Consider the following 16,412-nt stretch of genomic DNA (forward strand, 5'->3'; position numbering starts at 1 on the left):
CTCGCTTTCACCGCATCGTCATTGCGAGGAGCGCAAGTGACGAAGCAATCCACCTCTCCGCGGAGGAGAAATGGATTGCTTCGCTGCGCTCGCAATGACGGTCCAAATCAATTCGTCCCCGGATCAAGCCGGAATGCATTCTCGACAATGCGCAGGCCGACCTCGTTGCCGAGCGACATCAGCGATTCCGGATGGAATTGCACGCCGCCGACCGGCAGGGTCTTGTGCTCGATCACCATCGCGACGCCGTCTTCGGTGGTCGCGGTCACCGCCAGCACCTCGGGCACGCTGTCGCGCTCGACATAGAGCGAGTGGTAGCGACCGATCACGATCTCATTGGGCAGATTGTGCATCAAGCGCCCGCCGCGGACCAGGACGCGCGAGGGGCGGCCATGCGCGGGCTGGCCGAGCTGACCGAGTTCGCCGCCGAAATATTCGCCGATCGCCTGCACGCCGAGACAGACGCCGAAGATCGGCAGCTTCTTCTCCAGCGCGGTGTCGATGGTCTTCGCGATGCCGAAATCCTCCGGACGGCCCGGACCGGGCGACAGCACCAGCAAGTCCCAACCGCGCTGCTTCAGCATGTCCTGGGCATGGATATGCCGGACCACGGTGACGTTGGCGCCGACCTGGCGGAAGTAGTCGGCCAGCATGTGCACGAAACTGTCGTCGTGATCGATCAGCAGCACGTTCTTGCCGGAGCCGGTGGCGTCGGGCGCGAAATCCGACAGCGGCTTCGGCGGATCGCCGCGCAGCGCCTGGAACAGCGCTGCCGCCTTGACCTGGCACTCGCGGTCCTCGGCCGCCGGATCCGAGTCGAACAGACAGGTTGCACCGACGCGCACCTCGGCGAGGCCATCCTTCATGCGGATGGTGCGGATGGTGAGGCCGGTGTTGATGCTGCCGTCGAAATTGACGCAGCCGATCGCGCCGGCGTACCAGCGCCGCGGCGAGCGCTCGTGATCCTCGACGAACTGCATCGCCCATAATTTCGGCGCGCCGGTCACGGTCACCGCCCAGGCATGGGTCAGGAAGGCGTCGAGCGAATCGAAGCCTGGCCGCAGCATGCCCTCGACGTGATCGACGGTGTGGAACAGCTTCGAGTAGGTCTCGATCTGCCGCCGCGCCAGCACCTTGATGGTGCCGGGCACGCAAACACGCGCCTTGTCGTTGCGATCGACGTCGGTGCACATGTTGAGCTCGAACTCGTCCTTCTCCGAGTTCAGCAGCTTGCGGATCTGCTCGGCATCGCCGATCGAGTCAGAGCCGCGCGCGATGGTGCCCGAGATCGGGCAGGTTTCGACGCGGCGGCCGTCGGAGCGCACGAACATTTCGGGCGAGGCCGAGACCAGGAATTCGCCGTCACCGAGATTCATCAACGCGCCATAGGGCGACGGATTGATGCGGCAGAGCCTCTGGAACACTTCCGCCGGCGAACGCTCGCAGGGCTCGGCAAACAGCTGCCCGGGCACCGCCTCGAACAGATCGCCGCGGGCGAACGCCGCGCGGGCGACTTCGACGGTCGCCTGGTATTCGCCCGGGGCGTGATCGGCAAAACCTTGCCGCCCCGTCTTGGCGTAGACGCTCGGCGCGGTCTCGTGCGACTGGCCCGCGGTGGATTTGCCCTTCCAGGAAAACTCGTAGTTCAGGGCCACGCCGCGGCCGGTGGCGCGGTCATAGGCCAGCAGCCGGTCCGGCACGTAGAGCACGATGTCGCGCTGGTCGGCCTCGCGGGCGCGCTTCTGCACCAGGTCCTCGATCTGGAACACGAGGTCGTAGGCGAAGGCGCCGAACAGGCCGAGCAGCGGATCGGCATTGGAGGTGAACGCCGCCACCATGTCGCGCACCAGCGACATCACGCTGGCGCGGCGGGTGCGCTGGTCTTCCTCGACCGGCGCCGCACCGCGGATGATGTGGCCGGCGAGCCGCGTGGCGCTCCGCTCCGAGATCACGACGCAGGGCTCGCGCAACACGTCGCCGAGGAAAGCGATCAGGACCTCGCCACGCGGGTTCAGCGCCTGCAGCGAGAAATCAGTGCCTGACGTTTCGAGCACCAGCGGCGGATCGGCAAAGCCGAGGTCAAAGCTCTCGTAGCGGCCCGGCACCGTCGTGCCCGAGGACAGCACCACGCCGCGGCGGCGGTCCAGCAGCGCGATCAAGTCGTCGAGGCGATTGGCGCCGCCGGTGAACTGCTCGACCACGCGCGCGACCGCAAGGCCGCCATTGGTGAGGTATTCGCTTTTGGCCGGCAGGGAGAAGACTGTCCTGTTCATGTGATCCTCTTACGAGACTTGGGAAGAGAGCGCCACACAGGACAAACGAAGGAGACCGTCGCACTGCGATGGCGACCTTCGACGTTTTTGGGAAATGAAACGCACCGGCCACCTATGAGAAGGTGGGCCACCAACGACGGGATGGACTGGCAACGGTGCTCATGGCCGTTACACACCACCCGCCGCGCGCCGTGTCAAGGGACGGCCCGACACCCCTGCCCCGAGGTGGGACGCCACTTTCGGGGTTTGAAGGCACTGGAATCCGCGTAGGATTTGTCGAAATGGCGGCCGATCGGCCGCCCAAAAAACAGACAGATGGCGGAGGCGCAGATGGCGATTTTGGGTCTCGGATATGCCGGCTTCGGCTCCGACGCGCTCGACGACTGGCGGCAGTTCGGCACTGGCCTGGTCGGACTGCAGGCGGTCGAGCGCGGCAACTCGCTGCTCGCCTTCCGGATGGACGACCGCAAGCAGCGCATCCTGATCGACCGCGCCCAGGGCGAAGGCACAAGGTTCTTCGGCTGGGAGGTGGCGGACGCCGCAGCGCTGGACGCGCTGGCGGTGCGGCTCGAGCAGGCCGGCATGCCTGTCAGCACCGAGCCGCAGGGGCTCGCCGACGCGCGGCGGGTCCGCGAACTGATCTCGTTTCAGGACCCGGCCGGCAACCGCCTGGAGGCGTTCCACGGCCCCGAGATCGACGACACGCCGTTCCGGCCGGGGCGCTCGATCTCCGGCTTTCGCACCGGCGCGCTCGGGCTCGGCCACGCAGTGCTGACCGTCGAGAACATCGTACCCGTGATGAGCTTCTATGTCGACGTGCTGGGCTTCGGCCTCAGCGACTTCATCGAAAAGCCGTTCCGCGCCTATTTCTTCCACGTCAATGCCCGCCACCACTCACTCGCGCTGATCGAGACCGGCACGAACGGCATGCACCATCTGATGGTGGAGCTGTTCTCGCTGGACGATGTCGGTCAGGCCTACGACATCGCGATGAAGGAAGACCGGGTCAACGTCACGCTCGGCCGTCACACCAACGACCTGATGACGTCGTTCTACGCAAAATCGCCGTCGGCCTTCATGGTCGAGTGCGGCTGGGGCGGCCGCGAGATCGACCCTGCGAACTGGACGCCGTTCGAAATGTACGACGGCCCGAGCCTGTGGGGCCACGAGCGGGTCTGGCTGTCGCCGCAGGATCGGGCGGTCGCGCGCGAGATGCGGATGCGCGCCGCGGCCGAGGGCAAGCGCGCACCCGTGCAGGTGATCGAAGGCAATTTCAAGCTGATGTCGGGCACCTGCCCGTGGTGGGACGGGGTCAGGGCGGAGAGTTGAAGCGCAGCCCGGATGAAGCGCAGCGCACTCCGGGACGGCCTTCTGATCGGAGAGAACTACTCGAGCGCCGCCGACGTGCGATCCGGACAATCAGGCGGTAGACCGGGATGCGCGCCAACCGGCGAAGCCGGTGTGCCGCGCCTAACCAGGCTCTCGCGTCCGTGCGGTGCCATGAAATCAAGCAGAGGGCCGACGGGGACGATTCCGGTAGGATTGATCGAGCGGTGGCTCTGGTAATAATGCCGCCGGATATGCTCGAAATTCACGGTCGAGGCAATGCCGGGCCATTGATAGATGTCGCGCGCATAGCCCGACAGGTTGGGATAGTCGGCGATGCGGAGGATGTTGCACTTGAAATGCCCGACATAGACCGCGTCGAAGCGGATCAGTGTCGTGAACAGGCGGATATCGGCTTCGGTGAGGCTGTCGCCTAGCAAAAACCTGCGGTCGGCAAGCCGCTGCTCTAGCCAATCGAGCGTGTCGAACAGCGGGACGACGGCCTCCTCGTAAGCTTGCTGCGTCGTCGCGAAGCCGGCCTTGTAGACTCCGTTGTTCAGCGTGTCATAGATACGGGCGTTGACCCCATCGATCTCCGCACGCAGCCCTTCCGGATAATAGTCGCCGGACTTCGCACCGATCGCATCGAAGGCCGAGTTCAGCATACGGATGATCTCGGACGATTCGTTACTGACGATCGTGCGCGCATGCTTGTCCCAGAGCACCGGAACAGTGACGCGACCGGTATAGTGTGGATCGGCTCCACTGTAGATCTGATGCAGGAACCGTGCACGGAAGACACTATCCGGGATGACGCCCGGGCCGTCCGCGAAGGTCCAGCCGTTCTCAAGCATCAGCCAATGCACCACCGAGACGGAGATCATGTCCTCGAGCCCCTTGAGGGCGCGCATGATCAGCGTGCGATGCGCCCAAGGGCAGGCGAGGCTGACGTAGAGATGGTAGCGGCCGGCTTCCGCCTCGAAGCCGCCGCGACCGCTTGGGCCGGCGCTGCCATCGGCCGTGATCCAGTTGCGGAACGCTGCGTCCTTGCGTACGAAGCGACCGCGCGTTGCGGCGGTGTCGTACCAGGCGTCGCGCCATTGGCCTTCGACCAGAAGTCCCATGTCAGCCTCCTCATTGCCCTGCGTGGTCGAGTCCTGCTCAGGTGCGGGTGATGGAAAGGCCACCGTCGATCAGGGATGCGGTGCCGGTGACGAAGCTCGAGTCGTCGGATGCCAAATAGAGGACCGATCGCGCGACTTCTTCTGATCGGCCGACCCGCTTCAACGCATGAAGATTGGTGACGAAGGCCGCCTTGTCTGGGGTGTCGTTCATCTCGCGATACATGTCGGTATCGACCGCGCCCGGCAGGATCGCGTTGACCCGAACATTCTGCGGGCCAAACTCGGCAGCCAGCGTCTGCGTCAGTCCGATCAGGCCCGACTTGCTCGCGGCATAGGCGGCGACGCCGGGAAATGACGAGCTGTGGCCGACGAAGGTGGAGGTGAAGATCACCGAGCCGCCGCCATGCTTGACCATCTCGGCGATCTGATGCTTCGCACCGAGGAACGAGCCGGTGAGATTGATGGCGATGGCATCGTTCCAGCCGGCCTCGGAAATGCCAGTCGAGGGGCCGCCTTCGCCCAGCGTGCCGGCATTGTTGAAGGCGATGTCGAGCCTGCCAAATGTCTTGACGGCGAGCGCTACGAGTGCCTGGGCGTAGGCTTCGTTGCGCACATCCCCGGCCAGCGCCACCGCTGTGCCACCGGTCGCCTTGATCTCGTCCACGAGGCTCGCAAGTTCGGATTCCCGCCGCGCGCCGACGACGACCTTGGCGCCTTCGGCCGCGAACAGCTTGGCCGTGGCCCGGCCGATGCCGGAGCTCGCGCCGGTGATGATCGCGACCTTGTTCTGAAGACGTCCTGTTTGCTGTTGGGCCATGTCCGTTTCTCCTTTTCGGGGCCGCGTCAATCGCGGCCGGGTGATTCTTAGGTAAACCCGTCGCGAAATTGAAAGAAGGCGCGAAAACTGGTTATATTGTTCATCTTTTATGAATGATACGAGGTGAGACATGGACCGATTGCGGGCTTTCGAGGTTTTCGCGGCTGTTGTCGGCCAAGGCAGCTTCACCCGCGCCGCGGACAAGCTCGACACCTCCCCCGCGAATGTCACCCGATACGTCAACGAACTGGAGGGGGCGCTCGGCGCCCGTTTGCTCAACCGCACATCGCGGCGGCTGTCGCTGACCGAGACCGGAAGGATGCTGCACGAACGGGCGCTCGCCATCCTCGAGGACGTGGCCGAAGCCGAAGCAATCGCCTCTACCGCCGCGATGCAGCCGCGCGGACGGCTGCGGGTCAACGCGCCATTGAGTTTCGGCATTCTTCATCTGGCACCGCTCTGGCCGCGCTTCTGCGCGCGCTATCCGGACATCGAATTGGACGTCAGTCTGGTCGATCGGGTCGTCGATCTCGTCGAAGAGGGCTACGATCTGGCAATCCGCATCTCGCGTGGCGGGTCACCGGCGCTTGTCAGCCGCAAGCTCGCGACCGCGCGCCACCTGATTTGCGCATCTCCCGACTATCTCGCACGACACGGCGCGCCGACGAGACCCGAGGATCTCAAGGAACATGCCTGCATTGCCTATGTCTATTCGGATTCAGTTGACGATTGGCGACTGCTGGACAATGCGGGCAAGGAGCATTCCGTCGCGGTGCGTCAGATCATGCGCACCAACAACGGTGACACCGCCCGCGCAGCAGCCTTGGCCGGCCTTGGCATTGTCCGACAGCCGACATTCCTGATCGGACAGGATTTGCGCCGGAAACGGCTGGTGCCACTGTTGACCGGCTACCACATGGCCGAAACCGATGTACTGGCAGTCTATCCCAGCCGCCGCCACCTCAGCGCCAAGGTTCGCGTAATGATCGATTTTCTGGCCGAAGCATTTCGCGGCACGCCACCGTGGGAATAGGGGCAGTCGCTATGAGCTCTCGGTCGTCTCAGCGAAAGCGGGCCTCCATAACCACAGGGTGCGGTTGTTTGGCGAGATGACTGCCAGCGTGCCATGGCCGCAGCCGTGGCGTATGGGTCCCTGCTTTCGCAGGGACCAGAATGGTGACCGCGAGCGCCGCCTAGCCCAGATGCTTCCTGAAGAACTCCGTCGCGCGGTCCCAGGCGAGCTCCGCACACTGCCGGTCGTGCACCGACAGGCGCTGCTCGTTGCCGAAGCCGTGCTCGGCGTCGTAGCGGTACAGCTCCAGCGATTTGCCGGCGGCCTTCATCGCTTTTTCAAAACCATCGACCAGTTCCGGCGTGCACCAGTCATCCTTGGTGGCAAAATGGCCCTGCAGCGGAATCCGGACGTCCGCGGGCTTGGCCGCCTGCTCCGGCGGAATGCCGTAGAACACCACGCCGGCCGTCAGCTCCGGGATCTTGGTGGCGCCGATGATGGTCACCGCGCCACCGAGGCAGAAACCGGTCAGGCCGACCTTGGCGCCGTTCTTGGCGAGATATTGCGCGGCGCCGCGCACGGTCTGCGTGGTGGCGTCCATGAAGTCGAGCGAGTTCATCTCTTTGCCGGCCGCGTCGGTGTCGTGATACGGCACCACCTTGCCCTTGTAGAGATCGGGCGCCAGCGCATCGAAACCGGCCCGCGCGAAGCGGTCGCACATGCCCTTGATCTGGTCCTGCAGCCCCCACCATTCCTGGATCACGACGACCCCGGGTGCGTTGCCGCGCGCGGCATTGGCGAGATAGCCCGACGCTTCCTTGCCGTCCGGACGCTTGAAGTTGATGGTGGTACCCATGAGTTCCTCCGCAATGTTTGGCCGGCTGATTGGCCGGCATTTTGTCCGTACTCGGTGGCGGACGCAATCAATTAGCCGTCATTGCGAGCGCAGCGAAGCAATCCATATCTCCGCACAAGGACGGGTGGATTGCTTCGTTGCGCTCGCAATGACGACAACAAAAAAGCCCCCGAAGGGGCTTTTTCCAACTCGCGACGATCGAGCTCAGTGAGCGTCGGCCCAGACCTTGCGCTTGGTGAAGTACATCAGGATGGCGAACACCACCAGGAAGAAGAACACCTGCATGCCGATCCGCTTGCGCGCTTCCATGTGCGGCTCGGCGGCCCACATCAGGAAGGTGGTGACGTCATGCGCGTACTGCTTGACGGTCGCGGGCGAGCCGTCGTCGAAGGTCACCTGGCCGTCGGACAGCGGCTTCGGCATCTTGATGGCGTGGCCGGGGAAGTACTTGTTGTAGTAGGTCCCCTCCGGAACGGTCACGCCCGCCGGCGGCTTGTCCTCAAAGCCCTGCAGGATGGCGTCGACATAGTCCGGGCCCTGCTCCTGGTATTGGGTGAAGAAGTCGAACACGAACTGCGGGAAGCCGCGCTTGTAGGAGCGCGCCTTCGCCATCAGCGACAGGTCCGGGGGCGCCTTGCCGCCGTTGGCCGCGGCTGCGGCCTGCTCGTTCGGGAACGGTGCCGGGAAATAATCCGCGGTGCGGCCCGGACGCTCGAACATCTCACCCTGGTCGTTCGGACCGTCCTTGATCTTGTACTCGGACGCGAACGCGGCTGCCTGCGCCTCCGAATAGCCGGGACCACCGGGATCGGCGAGGTTGCGGAACGCGACGTAGTTCAGGCTGTGGCAGGCCGAGCAGACTTCCTTGTAGACCTTCAGGCCGCGCTGCAGCGAGCCGCGGTCATACTTGCCGAAAGGGCCGGAAAACGACCACTTCTGGGCCGGCGGCGCATCGCCGCCCTCCTCCGCCTTGGCGCTCTGGATGCTGCCGGCGAACACGAGCCCGCCTGCAACCATGATTGCAATCATGGTCGAGACCATCGGCTGCGGACGGCCCTTGCTCTTCGCCAGCACGTCGTCGGCGATCGAGTTCGGCACCGGGCGCGGCGTCTCGATGCGGGCGAGCAGCGGCAGCACGATCAGGAAGTAGGCGAAGTAGCACACCGTCAGGATCCGGCCGGCGATCACATAGATGCCTTCCGGCGGCTGGGAGCCGAGATAGCCGAGCAGGATGCAGACCACCACGAAGATCCAGAAGAACTGCTTGGCCAGCGGACGATACTTCGACGACCGGGTCCGTGCGCTGTCGAGCCAGGGCAGGAAGCACAGGATGATGATCGCCGAGAACATCGCCACGACGCCGGCGAGCTTGTTCGGGATCGAGCGCAGGATCGCGTAGAACGGCAGGTAGTACCATTCAGGCACGATGTGCGCCGGGGTCACGCCCGGGTTCGCCGGGATGTAGTTGTCGGCGTCGCCGAGGTAGTTCGGCATGTAGAAGATGAACCAGGCGAAGAAGATCAGGAAGCACGACACTCCGAAGGCGTCCTTGATCGTCGCATAGGGCGTGAACGGCACGGTGTCCTTCTCGGTCTTGGCCTCGACGCCGGCCGGGTTGTTCTGACCCGCGACGTGCAGCGCCCAGACGTGCAGCACGACCACGCCGGCGATCACGAACGGCAGCAGATAGTGCAGCGAGAAGAAGCGGTTCAAGGTCGGGTTGCCGACCGAATAGCCGCCCCACAGCAGGGTCACGATGCTCTCGCCGAAATACGGCACGGCCGAGAACAGATTGGTGATGACGGTGGCGCCCCAGAAGCTCATCTGGCCCCACGGCAGCACGTAGCCCATGAAGCCGGTCGCCATCATCAGGAGGTAGATGATGACACCAAGGATCCACAGCACCTCGCGCGGCTCCTTGTACGACCCGTAATAGAGACCGCGGAACATGTGGATGTAGACGGCGAAGAAGAACATCGACGCGCCGCAGGCATGCATGTTGCGCAGCAGCCAGCCGTAATTGACGTCGCGGACGATCAGTTCGACCGACTTGAAGGCGAGATCGGCGTGCGGCGTGTAGTGCATCGCCAGGATCACGCCGGTCAGGATCTGCAGCGCCAGCATCATCGAAAGGATGGCGCCGAAGGTCCACCAGTAGTTCAGGTTGCGCGGCGTCGGGTAGGCCACGAACGAGGAGTGGATCAGGCCGAAGATCGGAAGGCGCCGTTCGATCCACTTCAAGGCGGGGTTGCTCGGTTGAAAATCAGATGGTCCGCTCATTGATGCGATCCTGAAGAAGAAAAACGACGCGATGGGTCCAAGGGGAAGCCGAAATCCCGTGATGTCCGGGACTTAGCCGATCTGGATTTTGGTGTCGGTAAGGAAGGCGTAGGGCGGCACCGCCAGGTTGGCGGGCGCCGGCCCCTGTCGGATACGACCGGAGGAGTCGTACTGGGAGCCGTGGCAGGGGCAGAAGAAGCCGTCGTAGTTGCCCTCATGGGCGATCGGGATACAGCCGAGATGGGTGCAGATGCCGATCACGACCAGCCACTGGTCGTGGCCTGCCTTGACGCGGGCCGAGTCGGGCTGCGGATCGGGCAGGCTCGAGAGCGCCACGCTCTGGGCCTCCTGGATCTGCTTCTTGGTGCGGTGGCTGATGTAGATCGGCTTGCCGCGCCAGAACACCTTGATGTCCTGGCCTTCGGCGATTGGCGCCAGGTCGACCTGGATCGGCGCGCCGGCCGCGATCGTCGCGGCATCCGGGTTCATCTGGGCAACCAGCGGCCAGACGGTGGCGGCTGCGCCGACCACGGCGGCAGCTCCGGTTGCAACAAAGAGAAAATCACGGCGTGTCGGATGGTCCGCCGAAGACGCTGTCGTCACGATTCCTAGCCCTTTCTTTTCTGCAGCCGGTGGAACCGCCCCGGAGACGCTGGGAAGCGCCCCAAGAAAGGCTGCCGGCGCCCGCGGCCCCCGCGGCGGCAGAAAACCACTATTCCCCACCCCAAATGGCGGAACAGCAGTCCAGAATCGTTCTATTGGCACCCTTGCCGGACGAGCGCAAGCCCGCTATCGGCTCGCACACGTGCAATGCACGAAATCCGCGCCGAGCGATGTTTTATTGAGACAATTTCATCCGGATTTCACGGGTCGTCCGCACCATGCAGATCGCGCTGTTCCAGCCCGACATCCCCCAGAATACAGGGACGATTCTGCGCCTGTGCGCCTGCCTTGACGTGTCAGCCCATATCATCGAACCGGCGGGATTCGACACTTCGGACCGGAATTTCCGCAGGGCGGGTATGGACTATCTCGACCATGTGCGGTTGAAGCGTCACGACTCATGGTCGAAATTCGAGGAATGGCGGGCCGAGGCCGGATGCCGGCTGGTCCTGTTCACGACCAAGGCGGCGAAATCCTATCTTGATTTCGCGTATACGGCCTCCGATGTCCTGCTGTTCGGGCGCGAAACGGCAGGGGTGACCGACGCGGTGGTGGCCGCCGCGGACGCGCGGCTGGTGATTCCGATCAGGCCGAGTTTGCGCTCGCTCAATGTGGCGGTCACCGCGGCCATGGCGGTCGGTGAGGCGCTGCGGCAGACAGGATTTGCCGGCTCAGGACTTGCCGGTTCTGCAACTTGAGGGATTTTTGGTGAGCTACGCGGTCAAGGAGATCTTTCTCACCCTGCAGGGCGAAGGCGCCCATGCGGGCCGGGCCTCGGTGTTCTGCCGGTTCGCCGGATGCAACCTCTGGAGCGGTCGCGAGCAGGACCGCGCTGGCGCGGTCTGCCGGTTCTGCGACACCGATTTCGTCGGCACCGATGGCACGCTCGGCGGCCGCTATGCGACCGCCGACGAGCTGGCCGGCACCATTGCCGCGCAATGGACCGGGGGCGAGGCCGATCGCTACGTGGTGCTAACCGGCGGCGAGCCGCTGCTCCAGGTCGATACGGCCCTGATCGCGGCGCTGCACGGCCACGGCTTTGCGATCGCGATCGAGACCAACGGAACCATCGCCACGCCCGACGGGCTCGACTGGATCTGCGTCAGCCCCAAGGCCGCGTCCGAGCTCGTGGTGCGCAAGGGGCACGAGCTCAAGCTGGTCTATCCACAACCGGAGAACGCGCCGGAGGATTTTGCGGGGCTCGCCTTCGAGCGCTTCTCGCTGCAGCCGATGGACGGCCCCGACCTGATCGCGAACACCGAGCTTGCGATCGCATACTGCCTGAAGCACCCGCAATGGCGGCTCAGCGTGCAGACGCACAAGACGCTCGGCATTAGATGAACCCTACCTGAGCAGAACTGGATTGTTGAACGAGATGTGGGAATTGACGAAAGCGTTTCGGTTCGAGGCTGCGCATGCGCTGTCCGGAACGACCTTTGGCACCGCCAGCGAGGAGATTCACGGTCACTCCTTCCGCGCTGAAGTCACGGTGCGCGGCACGCCCGATCCGAAAACCGGAATGGTGATCGATCTCGGCCTGCTCGAACGCGCCATGGCTGAGGTGCAGAAGACGCTCGACCACAAGTTCCTCAACAAGATCGAGGCGATCGGCGTGCCGACGCTGGAGAATCTTTCGCGCTTCATCTGGGAGCGGTTGCAGCACGCGGGCAAGCTGACCCGCGTCAGCGTCCATCGCGACAGCTGCAACGAGAGCTGCACCTATTTCGGCCCACAGGGTTAGCCATGCTGCCGACAGACCCCGCCATCATCGAAGACCGCAAGGCGCGTGCGCGCGGCTGGTTCGAGGCGCTGCGCAACGACATCTGCGCGGCCTTCGAGAAGCTCGAGGACGATGCCTCCGCAACGCTCTATCCCGGCAATGCCGGCCGGTTCGTGCGCACCCCCTGGGACCGCACCGATCACACCGGCAAGCATGGCGGCGGCGGCGTGATGTCGATCATGAAGGGCCGGCTGTTCGAGAAGGTCGGCGTACACTGCTCGACCGTACATGGCGAGTTCGCCCCCGAATTCCGCGCGCAGATTCCCGGCGCCGCCGACGATCCACGCTTTTGGGCCTCGGGCATTTCGCTGATCGCGCATCTGCGCAATCCGAACGTGCCTGCCGTGCACATGAATACCCGCTTCGTCGTCACCACCAAGGCCTGGTTCGGCGGCGGCGCCGACCTGACGCCAGTGCTGAACCGGCGGCGTTCCCAGGAAGACCCCGATACGGTCGCCTTCCATGCCGCAATGAAAGAAGCCTGCAGCGGGCCGAACGGCGTCGCCGACTACGACAAGTACAAGAAATGGTGCGACGACTATTTCTATCTGCCGCATCGCAAGGAAGCCCGCGGTGTCGGCGGCATCTTCTATGACTGGCACGACAGCGGCGACTGGGAGGCCGATCTCGCCTTCACCCAGGACGTCGGGCGCAGCTTCCTGAAGATCTATCCTGAGCTGGTGCGACGCAATTTCGCGAGCGACTGGAGCGCGGAGGATCGCGACGAGCAGCTGGTCCGCCGCGGGCGCTATGTCGAGTTCAACCTGCTCTACGATCGCGGCACCATCTTCGGCCTGAAGACCGGCGGCAATGTCGATTCGATCCTGTCGTCGCTGCCGCCGGAGGTGAAATGGCCGTAATGAACCTGCCACGCGCGATGCTGATCGACATGGATGACACCATCCTGTCGGCCTATGGACGCCCCGAGATCGCCTGGAACACGATCACCGCCGAATTCGCCGCGGAGCTCGCTCCCCTGCCCCCGGAGATGGTCGCGACCGCGCTGCTGGCCTATGCGCGGCAATTCTGGTCGACCGCCGAGCCGATCTGGCGGATCAGGCTCGGCGAGGCGCGCCGGCTGACCGTGAAGGGCGGCTTCGCTCAGCTGGCGGCGGCCGGCCACCGTGCGCTGCCGGACGATCTCGCAGACCGCATCGCCGATCGCTTCACCGCCTATCGCGAGGAGGAGATGTTCGTCTTCCCCGGCGCGCATGAGGCGATCGATGCGTTCAAGGCGCTCGGCATCAAGCTCGCGCTGGTCACCAACGGCGCCGCCGACATGCAGCGCGCCAAGGTCGAGCGCTTCGCGCTCGGCCATCGCTTCGATCATATCCAGATCGAGGGCGAGCACGGTTTCGGCAAGCCCGAGGAGCGCGCCTATCTGCACGCAATGCAGGCGCTCGGCGTCACCGCATCGGACACCTGGATGATCGGCGACAATCTGGAATGGGAAGTCGTGGCGCCGCAGCGGCTTGGCATCTACGCGATCTGGATGGACGTGCACGGCGTCGGCCTGCCGGAGGGTTCGACGATCAAGCCCGATCGCATCATCCGCTCGCTGACCGAACTGGTTCCGGCCGCGCGGCAATAATGCAGCAGCGGTTTTCACAGCAAATCCACCGCGCCAGGCGCCGATCGTGATTTGACTGTCATCACCGGTCGCTAGCTTGCCGTCCGCGTCATCCATCGCGGAGGGAAAATCATGGAACTGAAACCAGGCGACGTCGTCATGCTGAAATCCGGCGGCCATCCGATCACGGTGGTCGACGTCGACGAGGACAAGGTGGAGTGCCTGTGGATGGGGACGGACGGCGATCTGTTCCGCGAAACCCTGCCGCTCGTCGCACTCGAATCGACCGAGATCGATCCGGAAGACGATGAAGAGGAAGACGACGAGGACGAGGACGACGACGAGGAAGAAGAGGACGACGAGGACGAGGACGGCGACCGCAAGAAGAAGCGCAAGGCGGCTTGATTTCCGTTGGCGCGATGCTGCCTGGCGGATGCTGGCGGCATCGTCTCCACCCGACGTTCAATCGTCGTTCAGCCAATCGTCACCGTGCCGCCGATGAGCGGCGGCATCGAGGTGCCGGCATTCAGCGGAAACTCACAGCCGATGATCGCGGGTGAAACGGGAGACGGTCTGGTCGGCGATGCCAGACAACACCTGCGGATCGAGCGGAAAATCCGCGGCTAGCCAGGCATCCTCGGCCAAGGTCAGTACATGCCCGAGCGCCGGTCCCTCGGCGATCCCGCGCGCGATGAAATCCGACGCCCTCAACGGAAAGTGAGGGGCGCGCCAGCGTTGCGGCAACGTGGCGAGCGCGCGCCACTGCTCCACGTCGCGGTTCGCGCCGGTTCGCGCCCAGGCGAGCAGCAGCCGGTCACGATAAGGTTCCTCGTCGAGCCGGTAGAGCCTGCGCTTGGCGCGTGCCTCGTCCATGCCCGGCAGGCGCCACCAGCGATGGCCCATCGAATCGAGCGCCTTGGCTTCGGCGTTGGAGAGCCGCAGCCGGCTCGCGATGCGCCGCGCGTCCTCGGTCACGGCAACCGTCAGCGCGGCCAGCCTGCGCGTCGCGCTCGGCTTGAGCGCCATCAACTGCTCGATCTCGATCATCGCCGCGAACGGCCCGGTATAGGCGACGCCGCCGAACAGCGGCAGCAGCAATCCTCCGTCGCCCATCGCCACCACCGCGCCGGCGGCGCCGTTCGCGACCACGAGCTTGAGCATCTCCATGCGGATGCGCTCGGCCGACAGGCCGGCAAGTCCGGCGCGCCCGCTGATGCACGCGAGATAGCCGGCGCGGTCGACCTCGCCGACACCATAGGCGGCGTGGAAACGGAAGAGGCGCAGGATGCGTAGATAATCCTCGGCTATCCGCTGCGCGGCATCGCCGATGAAGCGCACGCGCCGCGCCTCGATGTCGGCGAGGCCGCCGACGTGGTCATGCACGACCCCCGAGGTGTCGACCGACAGGCCGTTGATGGTGAAGTCGCGCCGCTCGGCGTCGCGCACCCAGTCGCGCCCGAACGCCACCTTGGCCTTGCGGCCATAGGTCTCGGTGTCCTCGCGCAGCGTCGTCACCTCGAAGGGCTGGCCGTCGACCACCAGGGTCACGGTGCCGTGCTCGATGCCGGTCGGCACGCTCTTGATGCCCGCCCGCTTGGCGCGGCGGATCACCTCCTCCGGCAATGCCGTGGTGGCGATGTCGATGTCGGCGAGCGGAAGCCGCATCAAGGCGTTGCGCACGGCGCCACCGATCACCCGCGCCTCCTCGCCGTCAGCATTGAGCAGGCCGAGCACGCGCGCCGCGGGCCCCGAAGCGAGCCATGGCGCGTCGGACAACAGGCGCACCTCGCTCATTTCTCAGCTCCCGGCACCAGCCTGCCGTTCTCGATATGGGCGGGAACGTAGGTCGAGTTCGGCGGCGCGCCGGTCAATTCGGCAAGCAGCACGAAGCTCACGATGACCATCACCAGCGCCGCCAGCGTCAGCTTCGCGATCATGTCGAGCGGCCAGGATGCCGGCAGCGTCACGCCGGACCGCGTCGCGATGAGGAAGATGGCATAGACCGCGAACGGGATCAGAAAGATTCCGATCTCGGTCAACACCGTGCGGATCATGACAGATAGATCCGCTCATATAGCACCCGCAGGATGCCCGCGGTCGCGCCCCAGATGTAGCGCTCGGCGAACGGCATCGCATAGTAGGACCGGTCCATGCCGCGGAATTCCTTGGTGTGGATCTGATGATTCTCCGGGTTCATCAGGAAGGCGAGCGGCACCTCGAACGCATCGACGACCTCGGCTTCGTTGATCTCCAGCGCAAATCCCGGCTTCACCTTGGCGACCGTCGGCAGGATGCGGAAGCCGAATGCGGTACCATAGAGGTCGAGATAACCGACGGGATCGATGAATTCCCGCTTCAGCCCGACTTCTTCACAGGCTTCGCGCAGCGCCGCATCGAGCGGCGAGGCGTCGGTGGCGTCGATCTTGCCGCCGGGAAACGAGATCTGGCCGGCATGGCTCGACAGGTTGGGCGAGCGCTGCGTCAGCAGCACGGTCGGCTCGGGATGATCGACCACCGGGATCAGCACCGCGGCCGGCCGCACCGGCTGCTCCTGGGCGACGATCTCCAGCATGCGATCGTTGCCGGAATCTCCGGTGCGCGGAATGATATGCGGATCGACCAGGCCCGGCGGCACTTCGAAATTGAGCCGCGTGCGGGCTCGCGCGAAGAATTCCGTCGAGCTGATCGTCGCCGGCTTCACCTTCAGCAAC

General features: G+C 64.7%; 17 protein-coding genes. 8 read left to right on the forward strand and 9 right to left on the reverse strand.

The genetic code is table 11. The features are described 5' to 3' along the window. Positions 1 to 107: 107 nt before the first annotated feature. Positions 108 to 2,273: an anthranilate synthase component I gene (locus tag AKN83_RS36435; RefSeq protein ID WP_050403967.1), complete on the reverse strand. Its 2,166-nt coding sequence runs from the start codon at positions 2,271 to 2,273 to the stop codon at positions 108 to 110. A 330-nt stretch (positions 2,274 to 2,603) separates the two neighbouring features. On the opposite strand from AKN83_RS36435, the gene AKN83_RS36440 reads away from it, so the two are divergent. Beyond that, positions 2,604 to 3,602: a VOC family protein gene (locus AKN83_RS36440; RefSeq protein WP_050403999.1), complete on the forward strand. Its 999-nt coding sequence runs from the start codon at positions 2,604 to 2,606 to the stop codon at positions 3,600 to 3,602. A gap of 56 nt (positions 3,603 to 3,658) precedes the next feature. Here AKN83_RS36440 and AKN83_RS36445 read toward each other — a convergent pair whose 3' ends face one another. Both AKN83_RS36445 and AKN83_RS36450 read right to left on the reverse strand, forming a co-directional pair. Beyond that, positions 3,659 to 4,723, reverse strand: a complete 1,065-nt coding sequence (locus AKN83_RS36445; protein ID WP_083992402.1) for a glutathione S-transferase family protein — start codon at positions 4,721 to 4,723, stop codon at positions 3,659 to 3,661. A 37-nt stretch (positions 4,724 to 4,760) separates the two neighbouring features. After that, a complete protein-coding gene (locus tag AKN83_RS36450; protein ID WP_050403968.1) occupies positions 4,761 to 5,540 on the reverse strand; it encodes an SDR family oxidoreductase in 780 nt (259 codons plus the stop codon). A gap of 130 nt (positions 5,541 to 5,670) precedes the next feature. Here AKN83_RS36450 and AKN83_RS36455 point away from each other — a divergent pair, with 130 nt between their 5' ends. Next, the gene (locus tag AKN83_RS36455) at positions 5,671 to 6,573 is read left to right on the forward strand and encodes a LysR family transcriptional regulator (RefSeq protein ID WP_050403969.1); all 903 of its coding nucleotides are present in this window, start codon (positions 5,671 to 5,673) and stop codon (positions 6,571 to 6,573) included. A gap of 160 nt (positions 6,574 to 6,733) precedes the next feature. Here AKN83_RS36455 and AKN83_RS36460 read toward each other — a convergent pair whose 3' ends face one another. The 3 genes from AKN83_RS36460 to petA all read right to left on the reverse strand — a co-directional run bounded on the left by AKN83_RS36460 (position 6,734) and on the right by petA (position 10,291). Further along, entirely contained in the window at positions 6,734 to 7,408 is a 675-nt protein-coding gene (locus tag AKN83_RS36460) for a dienelactone hydrolase family protein (RefSeq protein WP_050403970.1), read from the reverse strand. Between the two features lie 204 nt (positions 7,409 to 7,612). Beyond that, complete coding sequence (locus tag AKN83_RS36465) at positions 7,613 to 9,688, reverse strand: cytochrome c1 (protein WP_050403971.1); 2,076 nt, start codon at positions 9,686 to 9,688, stop codon at positions 7,613 to 7,615. 72 nt (positions 9,689 to 9,760) lie between these two features. Next, positions 9,761 to 10,291, reverse strand: coding sequence for a ubiquinol-cytochrome c reductase iron-sulfur subunit (gene petA / locus AKN83_RS36470; RefSeq protein WP_050403972.1), 531 nt, complete (start codon positions 10,289 to 10,291; stop codon positions 9,761 to 9,763). A 278-nt stretch (positions 10,292 to 10,569) separates the two neighbouring features. On the opposite strand from petA, the gene AKN83_RS36475 reads away from it, so the two are divergent. From AKN83_RS36475 to AKN83_RS36500, 6 genes are all read left to right on the forward strand, one after another. Then, entirely contained in the window at positions 10,570 to 11,049 is a 480-nt protein-coding gene (locus AKN83_RS36475; protein ID WP_050403973.1) for a tRNA (cytidine(34)-2'-O)-methyltransferase, read from the forward strand. Between the two features lie 10 nt (positions 11,050 to 11,059). Next, complete coding sequence (gene queE / locus AKN83_RS36480) at positions 11,060 to 11,692, forward strand: 7-carboxy-7-deazaguanine synthase (RefSeq protein WP_050404000.1); 633 nt, start codon at positions 11,060 to 11,062, stop codon at positions 11,690 to 11,692. Positions 11,693 to 11,726: 34 nt separating this feature from the next. Continuing rightward, positions 11,727 to 12,092 (forward strand): 6-pyruvoyl trahydropterin synthase family protein, encoded by a 366-nt coding sequence (locus AKN83_RS36485; protein ID WP_050404001.1) that lies wholly within the window; start codon positions 11,727 to 11,729, stop codon positions 12,090 to 12,092. 2 nt (positions 12,093 to 12,094) lie between these two features. Next, the gene (gene hemF, locus AKN83_RS36490; RefSeq protein ID WP_172803669.1) at positions 12,095 to 12,991 is read left to right on the forward strand and encodes an oxygen-dependent coproporphyrinogen oxidase; all 897 of its coding nucleotides are present in this window, start codon (positions 12,095 to 12,097) and stop codon (positions 12,989 to 12,991) included. Next, on the forward strand, positions 12,982 to 13,722 hold the full coding sequence (locus tag AKN83_RS36495) for an HAD family hydrolase (protein ID WP_050403974.1): 741 nt from the start codon (positions 12,982 to 12,984) through the stop codon (positions 13,720 to 13,722). The genes hemF and AKN83_RS36495 overlap by 10 nt, the downstream gene beginning before the upstream one ends. A 111-nt stretch (positions 13,723 to 13,833) precedes the next feature. Next, positions 13,834 to 14,106, forward strand: a complete 273-nt coding sequence (locus AKN83_RS36500; RefSeq protein ID WP_050403975.1) for a YodC family protein — start codon at positions 13,834 to 13,836, stop codon at positions 14,104 to 14,106. 132 nt (positions 14,107 to 14,238) lie between these two features. On the opposite strand, the gene AKN83_RS36505 is transcribed toward AKN83_RS36500, so the two are convergent. The 3 genes from AKN83_RS36505 to AKN83_RS36515 are packed head-to-tail and all read right to left on the reverse strand — an operon-like array spanning position 14,239 to position 16,387. Next, positions 14,239 to 15,495 carry a CCA tRNA nucleotidyltransferase gene (locus tag AKN83_RS36505; protein WP_050403976.1) on the reverse strand — a complete coding sequence of 419 codons (1,257 nt, stop codon included), beginning with the start codon at positions 15,493 to 15,495 and terminating at the stop codon, positions 14,239 to 14,241. Next, a complete protein-coding gene (locus AKN83_RS36510; protein WP_050403977.1) occupies positions 15,492 to 15,755 on the reverse strand; it encodes a DUF6111 family protein in 264 nt (87 codons plus the stop codon). The genes AKN83_RS36505 and AKN83_RS36510 overlap by 4 nt, the downstream gene beginning before the upstream one ends. Further along, positions 15,752 to 16,387 (reverse strand): CoA pyrophosphatase, encoded by a 636-nt coding sequence (locus tag AKN83_RS36515; protein ID WP_394329917.1) that lies wholly within the window; start codon positions 16,385 to 16,387, stop codon positions 15,752 to 15,754. Before AKN83_RS36515 ends, AKN83_RS36510 begins: the two co-directional genes overlap by 4 nt. Positions 16,388 to 16,412 lie beyond the last annotated feature (25 nt).

It is taken from the genome of Bradyrhizobium embrapense (assembly GCF_001189235.2).
Classification (GTDB): Bacteria; Pseudomonadota; Alphaproteobacteria; order Rhizobiales; family Xanthobacteraceae; genus Bradyrhizobium; species Bradyrhizobium embrapense.

Coding starts and splice junctions, on each gene's coding strand:
- AKN83_RS36495 (WP_050403974.1), top strand. CDS start 12,982: ATGGCCGTAATGAACCTGCCACGCGCGATGCTGATCGACATGGATGAC.
- AKN83_RS36510 (WP_050403977.1), bottom strand. CDS start 15,755: ATGATCCGCACGGTGTTGACCGAGATCGGAATCTTTCTGATCCCGTTC.
- hemF (WP_172803669.1), top strand. CDS start 12,095: ATGCTGCCGACAGACCCCGCCATCATCGAAGACCGCAAGGCGCGTGCG.
- AKN83_RS36455 (WP_050403969.1), top strand. CDS start 5,671: ATGGACCGATTGCGGGCTTTCGAGGTTTTCGCGGCTGTTGTCGGCCAA.
- AKN83_RS36475 (WP_050403973.1), top strand. CDS start 10,570: ATGCAGATCGCGCTGTTCCAGCCCGACATCCCCCAGAATACAGGGACG.
- AKN83_RS36435 (WP_050403967.1), bottom strand. CDS start 2,273: ATGAACAGGACAGTCTTCTCCCTGCCGGCCAAAAGCGAATACCTCACC.
- AKN83_RS36500 (WP_050403975.1), top strand. CDS start 13,834: ATGGAACTGAAACCAGGCGACGTCGTCATGCTGAAATCCGGCGGCCAT.
- AKN83_RS36445 (WP_083992402.1), bottom strand. CDS start 4,723: ATGGGACTTCTGGTCGAAGGCCAATGGCGCGACGCCTGGTACGACACC.
- AKN83_RS36465 (WP_050403971.1), bottom strand. CDS start 9,688: ATGAGCGGACCATCTGATTTTCAACCGAGCAACCCCGCCTTGAAGTGG.
- AKN83_RS36505 (WP_050403976.1), bottom strand. CDS start 15,495: ATGAGCGAGGTGCGCCTGTTGTCCGACGCGCCATGGCTCGCTTCGGGG.
- AKN83_RS36450 (WP_050403968.1), bottom strand. CDS start 5,540: ATGGCCCAACAGCAAACAGGACGTCTTCAGAACAAGGTCGCGATCATC.
- AKN83_RS36485 (WP_050404001.1), top strand. CDS start 11,727: ATGTGGGAATTGACGAAAGCGTTTCGGTTCGAGGCTGCGCATGCGCTG.
- AKN83_RS36460 (WP_050403970.1), bottom strand. CDS start 7,408: ATGGGTACCACCATCAACTTCAAGCGTCCGGACGGCAAGGAAGCGTCG.
- AKN83_RS36440 (WP_050403999.1), top strand. CDS start 2,604: ATGGCGATTTTGGGTCTCGGATATGCCGGCTTCGGCTCCGACGCGCTC.